The sequence below is a fragment of the Vibrio sp. R10-SG-ISO4 genome (assembly GCF_059834135.1).
Genome location: NZ_JCBDHJ010000013.1, coordinates 54,288 through 69,896, shown reverse-complemented (window position 1 = coordinate 69,896; position 15,609 = coordinate 54,288). Strand labels below are relative to the sequence as shown.

Here is a 15,609-nt window from a genome sequence, read left to right as displayed (position 1 = left end):
GTTGACAGACATGTTTACTGACAAGTTGATAGACAGATGGGTAATGCGCACACGTAACAGACAAGGATAAGTCATGGCAAGCATCTCTCGACGGGCATACGCCGAAATGTTTGGGCCAACAGTCGGAGACAGAGTTCGCCTCGCGGATACCGAATTGTGGCTTGAGGTAGAAAAAGATTACACCGTCTACGGTGATGAAGTGAAATTTGGTGGCGGGAAGGTGATTCGCGATGGCATGGGCCAGAGTCAAATGCCAAGCCAAGAAACCCCAGATTTAGTGATCACCAATGCCGTTGTGCTCGACTATTGGGGCATTGTCAAAGCCGACGTGGCGGTCAAAGATGGTCGCATTCACGCGATTGGCAAAGCAGGCAACCCCGATGTTCAGCCCGGCGTCACCATAGTGATTGGCCCGGGCACTGAGGTGTTGGCTGGGGAAGGGGCGATTCTAACCGCTGGTGGCATTGACTCGCACATCCATTTTATCTGCCCACAACAAATTGAAGAGGCGCTCGCATCGGGTGTCACCACCATGATTGGTGGCGGCACTGGCCCGAACACCGGCACCAATGCGACCACCTGCACCCCAGGCCCGTGGAATATGCATCGCATGCTCGAATCCCTTGATGGCTTTCCAATGAATTTTGGCTTGCTTGGTAAAGGCAATGCCAGCCAACCTGACGCACTGCGAGAGCAAGTTGCGGCAGGCGCGGTGGGGTTGAAACTGCATGAAGACTGGGGGACGACGCCAGCTTCTATTGATACCTGCTTGACGGTAGCGGATGAGATGGACGTGCAGGTGGCGATACACACCGATACCCTCAATGAATCCGGCTTTGTCGAATCGACATTGAATGCGATCGGCGATCGCGTCATTCATACCTATCACACCGAAGGGGCAGGGGGCGGTCACGCGCCAGATATTATTCGCGCCGCCGGTGAAGCCAATGTGCTGCCGTCGTCGACCAACCCAACACGCCCGTACACCGTTAACACGGTCGATGAGCATTTGGACATGTTGATGGTGTGCCATCACCTCTCACCATCCATTGCAGAAGATGTAGCGTTCGCGGAGTCTCGCATCCGCCGAGAAACCATCGCCGCCGAGGATATTCTTCACGACTTGGGCGCTTTCTCGATGATCGCTTCGGATTCACAAGCTATGGGGCGAGTGGGTGAAGTGATCACACGCACTTGGCAAACGGCGCACAAAATGAAAGTGCAGCGCGGCAGTTTGAAACAAGATTCAAGCTACAGCGATAATTTTCGCTTGAAGCGTTACATTGCCAAATACACCATCAATCCGGCGATCACTCACGGGATGGCCCATGAAATTGGTTCGATTGAAGTGGGTAAATTGGCGGATTTGGTGTTGTGGAAACCGGCTTTTTTCGGCGTTAAACCGAGCGTGATTTTGAAAGGCGGCATGATAGCCATGGCGCCGATGGGCGATCCGAACGCATCCATTCCCACTCCACAGCCGGTCCATTACCGTGGCATGTTTGGTAGCTACGGCAAAGCGGCGCTAAAGACCTCGATGCTGTTTGTCTCGCAAGCCGCTCACCAAGCCGGGATTGCCGCTGTACTGGGCTTAGGCAGTCAAATCGGTGTGGTAAGCCACTGTCGTGACATCCGTAAAGCCGATATGAAGTTAAACGACTGGCAGCCGCACATCGAAGTGGACTCACAAACCTATCAAGTTCGCGCGGATGGCGAGTTGCTGGTGTGTGAACCTGCAGACGTGCTGCCGATGGCGCAGCGCTATTTCTTATTCTAGGAGAACAACCATGATCGAACTGACGGAAATTGCTCAGGAGATAACCATTCAACCCCACACATTTCTCAGTTTGCCGATCGACAGCCGTATCAAAAGCCGTTTAAAGGTCAAATTGGATGATGGCCGTGACGCGGGACTATTTCTTCCTCGCGGACACATTTTACGCGGGGGAGAGCAGCTCAAAAGCCCATGCGGATTGGTGGTTGAGGTGATTGCCGCGCCAGAAAGTGTCTCGACCGTCTACTGCAGTGACCTGCATTTATTGACGCGCGTTGCCTACCACTTAGGAAACCGCCATGTGCCGTTGCAAGTGGCGTTTGGCTGGGTACGTTACCAGCATGATCACGTACTCGATGACATGGTCACTGGGCTCGGCGCGAAAGTGACGGTCGAGCAAGCGGCCTTTGAGCCAGAAAGTGGTGCTTATGGCGGGCGTTCTGCTGGGGGCCATCATCACCATCACTAAATGGCTTTGATAGGGCACGCGCGTTGTCAACGTTGACGACAGCGTGGCCAGTTTCTCTTTCAACCTATTTCAACGGATAGATGACTTACAAGGACAGTGTTATGCGAATCTCTTTTATTCCCTCCGTCGGCGCATTTGCCGCCACCACGATGACAAGCCCAGTATTTGCTCACCCCGGCCATGAGGGCGGCTCTTTTTCGGCCGGATTGACGCACCCTGTGACCGGGTTGGATCACCTCGTCATGTTGATTGCGTTCGGCATGCTGACTGCGTGTCTATCGGTCAGTTGGCGCGGCAAAGTAACGCTGATGCTAGCGGCACTCGCGACGTTATTACTGGGGCTAAGCGCAGGTAAAGTGTTTGGCGGCTTTGGTGGCGTCGAGCTGGCGATTGGGGCCTCACTGTTTGTGGTCAGCGGCGCCATATGGCAGTCATTCAATCGCTCCAAGCCGCTATTGAATTTGGCGGTTGGCCTCAGCGTTGGCTTGATGTTTTTTCATGGTTACGCGCATGGCGTTGAATCAACGGGCAGTGTTCTTCCCTTTGCCAGTGGCATGTTGACCGCCGCCGCCGGTTTGATGGTGCTGGGCTTACAGTTTGGCCGAGCGTTGTCGAGCCCTTGGTTATCGGTTGGCGTTGCGTCTGCCAGTGCTTTGATTCTACTGCCGTAACGGGGTTTAGCCAATGATGAGCGAACCTCGCGCGGTGTATCGACTGTTCCAGCTGATCAGTCCCTCTTTGCCTATCGGCGGGTTCACCTACTCGCAAGGGCTAGAGTGGGCGGTCGAAGCACAATGGGTGACCGACAAAGAGGGCATGCACCAATGGTTGAGCAACATGCTGTTCAATAGCGTGGCGACCTTAGAACTGCCGTTGATTGACAGATACTTCGAGGCGCTCGGGAATGCGGACATCGCGCGCATTCAATCACTCAGTGACACCCTGTACGCCAGTCGTGAAACCAAGGAGTTGCGCGCCGAAGAATCTCAGCGAGGACTCGCCCTCAAAACGCTTTTGGTGCAACTGGGAGTGGATCACGACGCGTTTCATCACCCTGAGGTGAAAATCAATCAACTGCTTGGTTTGTGTGTTGCCGCCGAGCAGTGGCAGATCGAACCCGAATCACTCAAACAAGGCTACCTTTGGAGCTGGGCGGAAAATCTTATTATGGCCGGGGTGAAATTAGTGCCGCTCGGTCAAACGGATGGCCAGCGAGCGCTGATCGCTCTTAGTGACGAATTTGAGCACGCCATCGCGCACGCTCGGCAGATTGAAGAGTGGATGATGGGCAGCTTTACCCCCAGCGTCTCCATCGCCAGCAGCTTACACGAGACACAATACACGCGATTATTTCGCTCATAACGTCTGTGCAGTTTTGTACATAGAATTGGAGAAGAAGGACAATGGAGAGTTACAAACAGCCATTAAGGGTCGGCATTGGCGGCCCGGTAGGTTCAGGCAAAACCGCGCTGTTGGAAGTGCTGTGCAAAGCGATCCGCGATAAGCTCAACATCGCGGTGGTCACTAACGATATCTATACCCAGGAAGACGCGAAGATCCTCACTCGCGCCGAGGCGCTTGAGCCCGATCGCATCATCGGTGTCGAAACCGGCGGCTGTCCTCACACGGCGATCCGCGAAGACGCCTCTATGAACCTCGCCGCAGTGGAAGAGTTGGCCAAACGCCATCAAAATCTCGATGTGGTGTTCATTGAAAGTGGCGGTGACAACCTCAGTGCGACCTTTAGCCCTGAGCTCGCTGATCTGACCATCTACGTCATTGATGTGGCAGAAGGGGAAAAAATCCCGCGTAAAGGCGGGCCGGGCATCACACGCTCGGACTTACTGGTGATCAACAAAATCGACCTTGCGCCGTATGTCGGGGCGTCTCTTGAAGTGATGGAGTCGGATACCCAGCGCATGCGCCCGACCAAACCGTTTGTGTTTACCAACTTAAAAGAGAGCCAAGGGCTGAGCACCATCATCGATTTCATCGTGACACAAGGGATGTTGACCATGAAAAGCACGTCAGTTTAACGTGCTTGAAAGGCTAGGTGCCAACGCTCGCATCTCAGCGCGGTTTAGGGTTATACTCCCCGAGTTTTTACTGGGTTAACGCACGTCGGGGCGATGAATGATATCGAAAAACCAACTCAAATTACTGCGCGCATTGGGACAAAAGAAGCAGCGTAAAGCCAATGGACTGTTTTTAGTTCAAGGTGAAAAGAACGTCCTAGAGCTCATCGTGAGTGATCTTGAGGTCAAACAGATTTTCGCCACCCGAGACTTTCTCGACAAGCATCAAGAGACGCTGAGCGATTACGACTGTGTCGAAGCGAGTTTGGATGAGTTGACGAAAGCCAGCACATTGGTAAGTAATAATTCGGCCATCGCCGTGGTGGCGATCCCTAACTTGCCAGTGCCAAAAGCGCAGGGTTGGCTCATCGCGTTAGATGGCGTCAGCGACCCGGGTAATCTAGGGACCATCATTCGTGTCGCCGACTGGTACGGCATCAAACACATCATCGCCAGTCAGGACTGCGCCGACCCCTATAACCCGAAAACCATCAGTGCGACCATGGGCAGTTTTGGCCGCGTCAGCGTGACGCAGTGCGACCTGCCTGCCTATCTTGCCAGTGCCAATTTACCCGTTTATGGCGCATTTCTAGAGGGCGAGAGTGTTCACACGACGCAGTTTGCGCCGCAAGGCATCATCTTGATGGGCAGTGAATCGCACGGTATCCGCGAGCACGCCGCTCAGCATGTGAGTGACAAAATCACCATTCCGGCGTTTGGCGGGGCAGAATCACTGAATGTCGCGATGGCGACGGGTATTATTTTGGACAACCTGCGCAGGCAGCATCAGTAGGCAGAGCGTCGGTCTATTTCTCCAGCATGCCGAGCTTATTGGGCACGCCATTCCACTTTTCAGCCTCGTCCATGGCGGGTTTGACTTCAGTGAGATTGGGCCACAGCTCGGCAAGTTCGGCATTTAACTCAATAAAGACTTGCTGATCTTCCGCGAGTTCTTCTTCTTGGAAGATGGCGTTGGCGTCGCATTCAGGTACACACAAGCCGCAGTCAATGCAATCTACAGGGCTGATCACCATGAAGTTTGGGCCTTCATAGAAGGCATCAGCAGGGCAGACCGCGACACAGTCTGTGTATTTGCATTGGATACAGTTATCAGTCACGACAAAGGCCATGGTGCGCACTCATCTTGGTTCATTTTCGAATCGGCGATAATACCCATCCCGCTGCGTTTGAGCAATCCTCAGCCGAGACAAAAAGTGGTTTTCGTATGACAGGCCAATCGAGTTGACGTAAAATGCGCGCCATTGTGAGCGGTGTAGGTAGACAGCGCCGCTAAGACACCACCCTAACTGAGATACTCGTATGATACGTTTAACTGAAATTAAACTTCCTTTGGATCACGAGGAAGACGCTATTTTCGCGGCGATCGTGAAAAAACTGGCGATTCCCGCCGATCAGATCCTCTCCTTTAATGTCTTTAAACGTGGCTACGATGCTCGCAAAAAAACGCAAATCTTGCTGATTTATACGCTGGATGTTGAAGTGGCGGATCAAGCCGCGGTGCTTGAGGCGTTTGTCAGCGACCCTCACGTCAGAGAAACGCCAGATATGGAATACAAATTTGTCGCCAACGCACCGGCGGATTTGACCGAGCGCCCAGTGGTGATCGGTTTTGGCCCTTGCGGTTTGTTTGCGGGTTTGATTCTGGCGCAAATGGGTTTCAAACCTATCATCGTTGAACGCGGTAAAGAGGTGCGTGAGCGCACCAAAGATACCTTCGGTTTTTGGCGTAAACGTGCGTTGAATCCTGAATCGAACGTGCAGTTTGGTGAGGGCGGCGCAGGCACCTTCTCTGACGGTAAACTCTACAGCCAAATCAAAGATCCAAAACACTATGGTCGCAAAGTGATCAAAGAGTTTGTGGAAGCGGGCGCGCCAGAAGAGATCGCCTACGTGAGTAAGCCGCACATTGGCACGTTTAAGCTAGTGACCATGATTGAAAAGATGCGCGCCAAAATCATTGAGCTCGGCGGTGAGATTCGTTTTAGCACGCGCGTTGATGATATCCACATTGATAATGGCCAGATCACGGGGTTAACGCTCTCCAATGGCGAAAAAATTCAGTCTCGTTACGTGGTGCTGGCCGTAGGTCACAGTGCCCGCGATACGTTTGAAATGCTCTATAAGCGCGGTGTGGAGATGGTGGCTAAGCCTTTCTCGGTCGGTTTTCGTATCGAACACAAACAATCGATGATCGATGAAGCGCGCTTTGGTCCAAATGCCGGTAACCCGATTTTAGGCGCGGCAGATTACAAGTTGGTGCACCACTGTAAAAATGGTCGCACCGTTTACAGTTTCTGTATGTGTCCAGGTGGCACGGTGGTGGCTGCGACCTCAGAAGAGGGCCGCGTGGTCACTAACGGCATGAGCCAATATTCACGTGCAGAGCGTAACGCTAACAGCGCGATTGTGGTGGGGATTACCCCAGAGCAAGACTACCCAGGCCATCCACTGGCTGGGATTGAGTTCCAGCGTCAATTAGAGTCGGCGGCTTATGAGCTTGGCGGCGAGACGTATGATGCGCCGGCGCAAAAGATCGGTGATTTTCTTAAAGGGCGCGATCCGAGCGCACTGGGTGAGGTAGAACCCTCGTTCACTCCGGGTATTAAATTGACCGACTTAGCCAAAGCGTTACCGGATTTTGCGATTGAAGCGATTCGTGAAGCAATCCCTGCGTTTGACAAGAAAATCAAAGGCTTTGCGACGGAAGATGGGCTACTCACTGGTGTAGAAACGCGAACGTCATCGCCGGTGTGTATTCCACGGGGTAAAGATTACCAAAGTGTCAATTTAAAAGGTTTCTTCCCAGCTGGGGAAGGCGCGGGTTATGCGGGCGGAATTTTGTCTGCGGGCATTGATGGCATTAAGGTAGCGGAAGCGCTCGCCATTGCGATGACGCAGTCAGAGGCTAACTAAGCGCTTTTAAAGTACGCGTCCTCAGAACGGCATCCAATAAAAACGGCCCATCTTGCGATGGGCCGTTTTTTTGAGGGCAATTTACACCGTAAATCGGCTCACTAGCTGGTACAACTCGTTGGCGCGACCATTGAGCTCATTACTGCCTTGGCGGTTTTCATTGGCCAGATCCGCAGATTGCGAGCTTTGGTCTGAAATCACCACGATGCGCTGCGATATCTCCTGACCGACAAGGCTCTGCTCTTCGGTCGCAGTCGCAATCAGCGAGTTCATGTCCATAATGGTATCGATTGATTCCTGAATTTGGATCAACGCTTTGGTGGCCGCATTAGCTTCCTCAACAGTGGCTGAACCCCGTTTTTGGCTCGATTCCATCGCGCGTACGGCGTCATCGGAAGCGGCTTTCAGTTTTTCAATCATATTGTGAATTTCACCGGTGCTGTCTTGGGTACGACTGGCCAGCTTACGTACTTCGTCGGCTACCACGGCGAAGCCTCGACCTTGTTCACCCGCGCGCGCAGCCTCGATGGCAGCGTTCAAGGCCAACAAGTTGGTCTGCTCAGCGATGTCTTGAATCACTTCCAGCGATGAAGAGATATTCTGCACGTCGGCTTCTAGACGCGAAATCACCGACGCCGCTTGCATCACCTCTTCAGCCAGCGCTTCCACTGAGTTGGCGGCAGAGTTGACGATTTGACGCGCTTCTTTGGCGTTATCGTCGGCTTCCTTGGCCGAGTTCGCCGCTTGGCTTGCGTTGTTGGAAATTTCAGATGCGGTTGTGGTCATTTCCGTCATTGCTGTTGCCACTTGTTCGGTCTCTTCACGTTGACCTGAAGCCAGTTCATCGACCTGCGTCGCTCGCTGAGTCATGTTGTTGGTTTCAGCCAATACTTGCTGACCGACGTCGCTCACGCTGCGAATGATCTGTTGTAAGCTGGCAACGAACGCATTGAAGTTGGTACTGAGTTTTGCAAACTCAGGTACTTTGAATGCTTCCATACGTGCGGTGAGATCCGCTTCACCGCTGGCAAATGAGCTGATAGAGGCATCAAATTGTTCAATGGGTGACATGATGGTACGGTTCACGGTGACAGCAAAAATCGCCACCAAAATGGCAATCACCAAGCAGAACAGGGCGATGGCAGACAAGGTGGTTTCAAGTGCTGAGGTGGTCGCCATCTCCATTTCAGCGATAATCGCATCGATGTCATCGGTGTAGAAACCCGTCCCGAGCATCAAATCCCACTGTGGGATAAAAATGGAAAAACTTAACTTCGGCAGTGCGACGGTGCCGCCTGGTTTAGGGAAGTAGTAGGTGGTGTAATCCCCGGTTTTGGCGTTTTTCAGCAAGTCTTGAACCAAGTAGTTGCCTTGCTGATCTTGCAAATTGTAAAAGTTGTCGCCAATGCCTTTATCGCTTTTCCCGACCACAACTCGGATACCTTTGGAGTCATAACCAAAGATATAGCCTGAATCACCAAATTCGAGCTGTTTCAAGGTTGGGATCGCTTCTTCAAGCGAAGCGCCTTGGTCAAGAAACGGCTGGATCGCAGATTGCGCCATCTGCACGTAGTTTTTCAGCTCGGCTTTTTTCATGTTCATCATGTTCTCACGAGTAACCTCAATCTGTGTTTGATTGAGTTCTGTGGTTTTGATGTACGTAAAGCTAAGCATGCCCAGTGCTATAACGATAAGGGGTACAAGCGCTAATATGTATAGGCGGCTTTTGATTGTTAGACTCATACAAAACTTCCTGTTTATTATCATGCGGTTATCTAATGTAACCTAGCCGTTGTCACACCTTGGTTGTTATGAAAGTAGTGTTGGTCAACCAAAGGTTTATGAGTTAAGAGTAGCCTATATATCGACAGCACAATGTGACGCTGAATAGTTGTGTTACTGTTTTTTGAACAAATTGTGTGGAATATCACCGATTCTATCGCTGGTAGGAGCAGTTCTATCTTGTTGTAAATGCTTGTGATCTCATATGAAATCACAGCGACAGTACAGCGGTGGTTCGGGGTGAAAAAGTCGTGATTGAACGATAGCGCTAGGTCGGGCTGCCTCACTATGCTACACTCGCCGCCCCCAAGTGCCAGCAGAGAACCACACCATGAGCTTAAAGCAAGAGATCCAGCAACTTCACAACCGTTTAGACAGCGCTAATCGTAAACTTGATGCAGCAAAAAGCCGTCAAGACGATGAGATGATCAGTAAATTTACTGATGACGTGGAGTCTTTGACCAAGAAGTTGAACTCTCTAAAAGGTAAGCAGAAGTACGACATGAACAAAGAGCGCAAAAGCTTGCTCGACATGCCGTTTTCTCGTGAAATTACCAAGGCTGAGCAAGCGGATCTCGGTAAGCTGAAAAAATCCGTTCGTGGCTTGGTGGTGGTACACCCGATGACAAAACTCGGCAAAGAGCTGCGTTTGGAAGTGATGACAGGCTTCGCACCGAAATCATTCTAGCACATGGACAATGCCACAGTGCGCAATCCTGAGCTTCTGTGATATGAGGCTAGGCAGTGACAAGATGAAATGAAAAAGAGGTCGCCAATGTGGGCGACCTCTTTGCATTAGACGATAGGATCAGTAGCCCATCAATTGCAGCAGATTCTCTGCGGTTTTGACCGCTTCTTTGCGGTTGGCAATATTGAGCTTCTGATACAAGTTACGGATGTGGGTTTTGATGGTGGTGCCCGCCACATCGAGTTCTTGTGCAATTTGCTCATTACTAAAGCCCGAATAGATAAGTCCGAGCACTTGCCACTCACGTTGCGTCAATGGACTGGTGCGCACCAATTCAGGAATGTTCGGGTGATTGACCAACTTCTCGACAAACTCCTCATCAAAATGAACCGAACGGCTGCGCTGCGTGGTGGAAATATCTTTCAGCAGTTGCTGCGCGCGGTGACGTTCAAGGTCACCAAGCTCTTGTTTGGTGTTGAGTTTATTAAGGATGTGACCAATTTTGGCGCCATCCACCAAGAAGTTACCCAGCATTCCCGTTTGATTGGTGAGTTTTAGGGCTTCTTTGAGCAATTGACGCGCTTTCTCTTCATCTTGTTTGGAAATCGCCAATACCGCTTGGACAATCAGATTACGGTTGGTGTCGGTCAGCAAGTGCTTGTCTGCCGCTTCTTGCTGAATGAACTCGAGCGTTTGCTGCGCGTCTTCGTATTGCTCCAAATTGATCTGCGCTCGTGCAATATTACGCCATTGCAACTGAGTAAAGTGGTTGCAGGCGGTTTCTGGTCTCACGGCGGTATCGAGCCACTGCTTCGTTGAGTCAAGATCGCCGCGTGCTTGCCAAAACAGAATCAACGACAGTGATGCGTTTGCAGTCCAATCGACGTGATAGGTTGATTGTTTGAGTAGATGCAAAATATGGTCGATGTATTTCGCGGCTCGGTCGAGCTCGCCACGGCCAATTGCAATGCGAGCCAGCATCGAATAGCTATGTAAGTGCTTACTTGGGCTCTGTTTGCCCAGTACATCGATGCCTTTGAACGCGCAGTCTTCGGCTTCGTCCAAACGGTTCCAACACCAGAGGATTTGCGCGCGTACTCGCAGCAAAAATTCATGCATCGGTACTTGCTGCAGTTGTTGCTCTTCAATCAGTTTGAAGGCGTTATCTTGCACTTCGTACGCAGCTTGCACATAGCCTTGTGCTATCAAAATCTCGCTTTGCTGTAACATCGCCCACAGCGCCTGATGATAGACCTGATACTGGCGAGCCAGTTTCTCTGTTTGCTGCATCATAGGCAACGCGCGGCTGAGACGGCCAAGGACGTGATTGACCTCGCCGACGACCGAGGTCGCAACAATGCGGCTTCGATAGACCGTGCTGTCAACTTGGCTCAGTGCCAGCTCAGCCAGCTCCAACGCTTTTTCTGGTTGGTTCTGGTTGATGGCGACTTGCGCGCGCAGGGCGTTGAATTCACCTTGCTCTTTGCTGTTGAGTACTACGTTGAACTGGCGCATTTGCTCATCGGCTTTGGCAAGTAAGTCACCGACATCGTTGTAACGGTGCTGACTCTGCGCGAGCCACGCTTGCAACATACACAATTTCGGTTCGCTGTAGAGCTGCTCCGGCGATAACGAATCAATGGCCTGCTCTAGGGCTTTAAGTTCACCACCATTGAACATTTTCCAGCCAAACTGGCTCAAAATATCGGCGATCAGTTGGCTGTCTTTGGCTTCTTGCGCGTGTTTGAGTGCTTCATGGGGCGAGGATTGTTTGAGCCAAGCGCGCGCGGCGACTTGGTGCAGCTCTTGCTCTTTTTGCGGCATACGCGCTGAGCGCTCATGTGCAAGAAACTCGGCAAATAGATTGTGGAAGCGATACCAGTTTTGTTCACCTTCAAGCGGGTGGATAAACAGCCCATAGCGGTTGAGAGACTCAATCATACTGAGAGCGTCATCACGCTGAGTCAGCGCCGCCACCATGCTGTCGTTGAAGTGATCCAGCACCGAGCATTGCAGTAAGAACTGACGTGTCTCTTGGTCGAGCAGATCAAACACTTCTTCAACCAAATAATCCCACAGATGCGCGTGATTAAACTGCGAAAAAGACTCAGCCGATTGCGCCAACGTGCGATTTTGACCTTGCGCTTGAAGGGCGATCAACTGCAGGGCCGATGGCCAACCTTCGACGTAGTTGCGCAGGTTGTCTGCTGTGGCATCATCAATGCCATCGGCGATGCGCTGGTTGAAGAAACGGGTGGTCTCTTCGGTATCGAACGCCAGCAACTCGTCACCGATCTCAATCATCAGATCGCGCACACGTAAATTGGCCGTGCCGAGTGGCGGCGCGGCGCGACTGGTGACGACTAATGTCAGGTTGTCGGGCATGTGCTTGAGGAAAAAGCGCATCGCCTCGTGGATCTCATCGTCAGAAATGAGGTGGTAGTCATCAAGGACCACATAACACTCGTTAAAATACTCGGACATCTCCGCAAATACTTCACTGAACAAGGAGTGAAGTGAGGAAAATTGACGCTTTTCGGCCAATTTCTGCGAATTCGGACAAGCCTGATTGGTCGCTTTGTTTAGGGCTTGCAGCAGGTAGTTCATGAAGCGGAACGGGTCATTATCGCTTTCATCGATGCTGTACCAGCCGACATTAGGTTTGTCGGCGAGCCACTGGGCGGCCATGGTGGTTTTACCGTATCCGGCAGGCGAGCGAAACAGCACCAGTTTGTAGCAGGGTGCTTGCTGAAGTAAATCAAGAACTCTTGGGCGTACGATGGCGTTGTGTAAACGGCCAGGACGCGTGAGTTTCGAAGGAATCCACATCTTCTCATCCTTATCTTATTGTCAGTGAACGTGTCAGCGAGCACGACGGCAAGATGGGTTGTTTTTTGTTCGATCTTTGTTGTTGAGTGGGATGTTACTTAAGAGTTGGTGGGATTGTTATGTGAGGAGAGCGACTTTTTCGCATATTTCACATTTTGTGCGTCTCTACGCCCTTGTTTTGTGATTTAAATCACATAAACCTGTTCGATAAAACTTGTCTCAACTCATGCTTTGCACGAAAAATCGTGTAATTTGCACTCAGGATGAAAACATTCTGTGATTCACGCTGCATATTTTTCATTTGCCAGTTTTTGATTTCGACGAAGTTTCATACACCTTAGGTAAGGTCGTTTAGGGTCATGGTGTGATCTTAATCAACAGAGTCCAGTTCACTCATCGGTTTATTGCGAGTTGGATCACTGCTTGTTGTGAATTACGCCCTCTACGCCCTGACTCCTCCTCCTAAATCGCTACCTAAGTAGGAGGATGTTTTGCAAGACAGAGCATTGCACGATATGTCTCAGATGGATTGAAACCGATAAGTGAGATTTCTCTAATGAAACCTACTCAACAGAAAAAATTTGATAAAGCCAGCTTTCAAGCTGACGTTAAAATGCACCTTTCTGCGACCTACGCGAAAACCGTAGACACCGCAACTCCGCGTGAATGGTACCTTGCTATGGGTAAAGCCCTGGCAGAGATCACAACGCTGGATCTTTTGAAAACAGAGCAAGACCCACGCATCAAGAACGCGAAAAGCGTCAACTACCTATCTCTTGAATTTCTTATCGGTCGTTTAACCGGTAACAACCTAATCAGCTTAGGTCTCTACGAGCAGATCACAGATGCAATGGCCGAACTGGGCCAAAACCTGACCGACTTGTTGGAAGAAGAGCGCGACCCGTCTCTGGGTAACGGTGGTCTAGGTCGTTTGGCGGCGTGTTTTATGGATTCTTGTGCAGCGCAAGAGTTCCCAACCGTTGGTTACGGTTTGCACTACGAATACGGTCTGTTCAAGCAATCTTTTGTTGACGGACGTCAGCAAGAAGCACCGGATGCTTGGCGTGGTGTCGAAGGCTACCCGTGGGAAGTCGCGCGCCCAGAATTAGCGCAAGAAATTGGTTTCTACGGCCGCGTTGAAGTGAGTTACGAGAACGGCAAAGAAGTACGCAAATGGGTACCGGGCATGAGCGTGAAAGCGATGCCTTGGGACTTACCGATTGTCGGTTATGAATCTGACACGGTATACCCGCTGCGTTTGTGGGAATGTCAGGCGATTGCGCCATTCTCATTGGCAAGTTTCAACAACGGCGATTACTTCGAAGCGCAGCACGCGCTGATTGACGCCGGCAACATTACTAAAGTGCTGTACCCGAATGACAACCATGAGAAAGGCAAAACACTGCGTTTGATGCAGCAGTACTTCCACTCAGCAGCATCGGTACGTGACATTTTACGTCGTCACGAAGCAGCGGGTTTTGCACTTGCGGATCTTCCAAAGCAAGAAACGATTCAGCTCAACGATACTCACCCAACGATTGCTATCCCTGAATTGATGCGCATTTTGCTCGATGAAAAAGGGCTATCTTGGGATAAAGCGTGGGAAATCAGTTCGCAAACCTTCGCGTACACTAACCACACACTTCTACCAGAGGCATTGGAAACGTGGCCAGAGTCTTTGATTCAACGTCTGCTACCGCGTCATATGGAGATCATTTTTGAGATCAACCATCGCTTCCTACAAGAAGTACGCGCAATGTGGCCGGGTGATGGTGAGAAGCAAGCGAAGCTGTCGATCATCGAAGAAGGCTTCAACCGTATGGTTCGCATGGCAAACCTGTGTGTGATCGGTTCTTACGCGGTGAACGGTGTAGCGGCGCTGCACTCAGAGTTGGTGAAAAAAGATCTCTTCCCAGAGTTCCACGCGATGTTCCCAACGCGTCTGCACAATGTGACCAATGGTATTACGCCTCGTCGTTGGCTGAAGTTCTGTAACCCAGGTTTATCCGCGCTGATCACCGACAAAATCGGCAGTGAATGGCCAGCGAAGCTTGAGCAACTTGAAGGTATCGCGAAATACGCCGATGACGCCGAGTTCCAACAAGCGTTTATGGCGGTGAAGAAAGAGAACAAAGAGCGCTTGGCTAAGTGGGTATCAGACAACATGGGCATCGAGCTCGATACCAACGCGATTTTCGATGTGCAAATCAAACGTCTGCACGAGTACAAGCGTCAGCACCTTGATTTGCTGCACATCTTGTCTCTCTACCACCGCATCATTAATGAGCCGGGTTTTGAGTGTACGCCACGCGTCTGCTTCTTCGCGGCAAAAGCGGCGCCGGGTTACCACTTGGCGAAAGAGATCATCTTCGCAGTGAACAAGATTGCTGAGAAGATCAACAACGACCCACGCATCGGCAACAAGCTGAAAGTCGTCTTCATCCCTGACTACCGCGTGAGCATGGCAGAGATCATCATCCCAGCGGCGGACGTGTCTCAGCAAATCTCGTTGGCCGGTAAAGAAGCGTCCGGTACGGGTAACATGAAGATGGCACTCAACGGTGCGCTGACTATCGGTACTATGGATGGGGCAAACGTCGAAATCCGTGAAGAAGTCGGCGACGACAACATCTACATCTTCGGTCTTGAAGTCGACGAAGTGGTTGCACTGAAGAAAGCTGGCTACAACCCATACGATTACTACCACGCAGACCCACTGCTCAAAGCGTCACTGGATCTACTGGCGGGTGAAGAGTTCACGCCGGGTCAACCGGGACTACTGCGCGCGACCTATGACAGCCTACTCGACGGCGGTGACCCGTACCTCTGTCTAGCGGACTTCGCGTCTTACGTGGAAGCGCACGAGGCGATGGGCAAACAGTACCTAGACCAAGCGGGCTGGGCGAAGAAAGCCATCTTGAACACGGCGCTGGTCGGTAAGTTTACCTCCGACCGCTCGATTCGAGATTACGTTAATAATATTTGGAAGTTGGAAGCGGTTAAACGCTAAAACGACTCAAAAAGCCAAGGTGTTCGCGCCTTGGCTCAATTCTTTATA

The 15,609-nt window shown here is 51.3% G+C and carries 12 protein-coding genes; 9 read left to right on the top strand and 3 right to left on the bottom strand.

The window, feature by feature from the left end; genetic code table 11:
• Positions 1 to 73: 73 nt before the first annotated feature.
• The 6 genes from ureC to AC6R03_RS06745 all read left to right on the top strand — a co-directional run bounded on the left by ureC (position 74) and on the right by AC6R03_RS06745 (position 5,111).
• A complete protein-coding gene (gene ureC, locus AC6R03_RS06770) occupies positions 74 to 1,777 on the top strand; it encodes an urease subunit alpha (RefSeq protein WP_500630255.1) in 1,704 nt (567 codons plus the stop codon).
• A gap of 10 nt (positions 1,778 to 1,787) precedes the next feature.
• Complete coding sequence (ureE, locus tag AC6R03_RS06765; RefSeq protein ID WP_334552921.1) at positions 1,788 to 2,243, top strand: urease accessory protein UreE; 456 nt, start codon at positions 1,788 to 1,790, stop codon at positions 2,241 to 2,243.
• Positions 2,244 to 2,344: 101 nt separating this feature from the next.
• Positions 2,345 to 2,914: a HupE/UreJ family protein gene (locus tag AC6R03_RS06760; RefSeq protein ID WP_500630254.1), complete on the top strand. Its 570-nt coding sequence runs from the start codon at positions 2,345 to 2,347 to the stop codon at positions 2,912 to 2,914.
• Between the two features lie 13 nt (positions 2,915 to 2,927).
• Entirely contained in the window at positions 2,928 to 3,605 is a 678-nt protein-coding gene (locus AC6R03_RS06755) for an urease accessory protein UreF (protein ID WP_500630253.1), read from the top strand.
• 41 nt (positions 3,606 to 3,646) lie between these two features.
• Positions 3,647 to 4,279: an urease accessory protein UreG gene (gene ureG / locus AC6R03_RS06750; RefSeq protein ID WP_500628902.1), complete on the top strand. Its 633-nt coding sequence runs from the start codon at positions 3,647 to 3,649 to the stop codon at positions 4,277 to 4,279.
• 97 nt (positions 4,280 to 4,376) lie between these two features.
• Complete coding sequence (locus tag AC6R03_RS06745; RefSeq protein WP_487903042.1) at positions 4,377 to 5,111, top strand: TrmH family RNA methyltransferase; 735 nt, start codon at positions 4,377 to 4,379, stop codon at positions 5,109 to 5,111.
• 13 nt (positions 5,112 to 5,124) lie between these two features.
• Here AC6R03_RS06745 and fdxA read toward each other — a convergent pair whose 3' ends face one another.
• Positions 5,125 to 5,448, bottom strand: coding sequence for a ferredoxin FdxA (gene fdxA / locus AC6R03_RS06740; protein WP_334553421.1), 324 nt, complete (start codon positions 5,446 to 5,448; stop codon positions 5,125 to 5,127).
• 190 nt (positions 5,449 to 5,638) lie between these two features.
• On the opposite strand from fdxA, the gene AC6R03_RS06735 reads away from it, so the two are divergent.
• Complete coding sequence (locus tag AC6R03_RS06735) at positions 5,639 to 7,252, top strand: NAD(P)/FAD-dependent oxidoreductase (RefSeq protein ID WP_500630252.1); 1,614 nt, start codon at positions 5,639 to 5,641, stop codon at positions 7,250 to 7,252.
• Between the two features lie 81 nt (positions 7,253 to 7,333).
• On the opposite strand, the gene AC6R03_RS06730 is transcribed toward AC6R03_RS06735, so the two are convergent.
• Complete coding sequence (locus AC6R03_RS06730) at positions 7,334 to 8,995, bottom strand: methyl-accepting chemotaxis protein (protein WP_500630251.1); 1,662 nt, start codon at positions 8,993 to 8,995, stop codon at positions 7,334 to 7,336.
• 370 nt (positions 8,996 to 9,365) lie between these two features.
• Between AC6R03_RS06730 and AC6R03_RS06725 the strand changes: the two genes are divergently transcribed.
• Positions 9,366 to 9,722 (top strand): YibL family ribosome-associated protein, encoded by a 357-nt coding sequence (locus AC6R03_RS06725; RefSeq protein ID WP_334552909.1) that lies wholly within the window; start codon positions 9,366 to 9,368, stop codon positions 9,720 to 9,722.
• Positions 9,723 to 9,842: 120 nt separating this feature from the next.
• Here the strand turns inward: AC6R03_RS06725 and malT are convergent, their stop codons facing one another.
• Complete coding sequence (malT, locus tag AC6R03_RS06720) at positions 9,843 to 12,551, bottom strand: HTH-type transcriptional regulator MalT (RefSeq protein WP_500630250.1); 2,709 nt, start codon at positions 12,549 to 12,551, stop codon at positions 9,843 to 9,845.
• Positions 12,552 to 13,107: 556 nt separating this feature from the next.
• Between malT and AC6R03_RS06715 the strand changes: the two genes are divergently transcribed.
• Positions 13,108 to 15,561, top strand: a complete 2,454-nt coding sequence (locus AC6R03_RS06715; protein ID WP_334552905.1) for a glycogen/starch/alpha-glucan phosphorylase — start codon at positions 13,108 to 13,110, stop codon at positions 15,559 to 15,561.
• The last annotated feature ends 48 nt before the right edge of the window (positions 15,562 to 15,609 follow it).

What these genes read in the sequence shown, in the direction of transcription:
- AC6R03_RS06730 (WP_500630251.1), bottom strand. Translation starts at nt 8,995, where the DNA reads ATGAGTCTAACAATCAAAAGCCGCCTATACATATTAGCGCTTGTACCC.
- AC6R03_RS06735 (WP_500630252.1), top strand. Translation starts at nt 5,639, where the DNA reads ATGATACGTTTAACTGAAATTAAACTTCCTTTGGATCACGAGGAAGAC.
- AC6R03_RS06715 (WP_334552905.1), top strand. Translation starts at nt 13,108, where the DNA reads ATGAAACCTACTCAACAGAAAAAATTTGATAAAGCCAGCTTTCAAGCT.
- ureC (WP_500630255.1), top strand. Translation starts at nt 74, where the DNA reads ATGGCAAGCATCTCTCGACGGGCATACGCCGAAATGTTTGGGCCAACA.
- ureG (WP_500628902.1), top strand. Translation starts at nt 3,647, where the DNA reads ATGGAGAGTTACAAACAGCCATTAAGGGTCGGCATTGGCGGCCCGGTA.
- AC6R03_RS06760 (WP_500630254.1), top strand. Translation starts at nt 2,345, where the DNA reads ATGCGAATCTCTTTTATTCCCTCCGTCGGCGCATTTGCCGCCACCACG.
- AC6R03_RS06725 (WP_334552909.1), top strand. Translation starts at nt 9,366, where the DNA reads ATGAGCTTAAAGCAAGAGATCCAGCAACTTCACAACCGTTTAGACAGC.
- malT (WP_500630250.1), bottom strand. Translation starts at nt 12,551, where the DNA reads ATGTGGATTCCTTCGAAACTCACGCGTCCTGGCCGTTTACACAACGCC.
- AC6R03_RS06755 (WP_500630253.1), top strand. Translation starts at nt 2,928, where the DNA reads ATGATGAGCGAACCTCGCGCGGTGTATCGACTGTTCCAGCTGATCAGT.
- fdxA (WP_334553421.1), bottom strand. Translation starts at nt 5,448, where the DNA reads ATGGCCTTTGTCGTGACTGATAACTGTATCCAATGCAAATACACAGAC.
- ureE (WP_334552921.1), top strand. Translation starts at nt 1,788, where the DNA reads ATGATCGAACTGACGGAAATTGCTCAGGAGATAACCATTCAACCCCAC.
- AC6R03_RS06745 (WP_487903042.1), top strand. Translation starts at nt 4,377, where the DNA reads ATGATATCGAAAAACCAACTCAAATTACTGCGCGCATTGGGACAAAAG.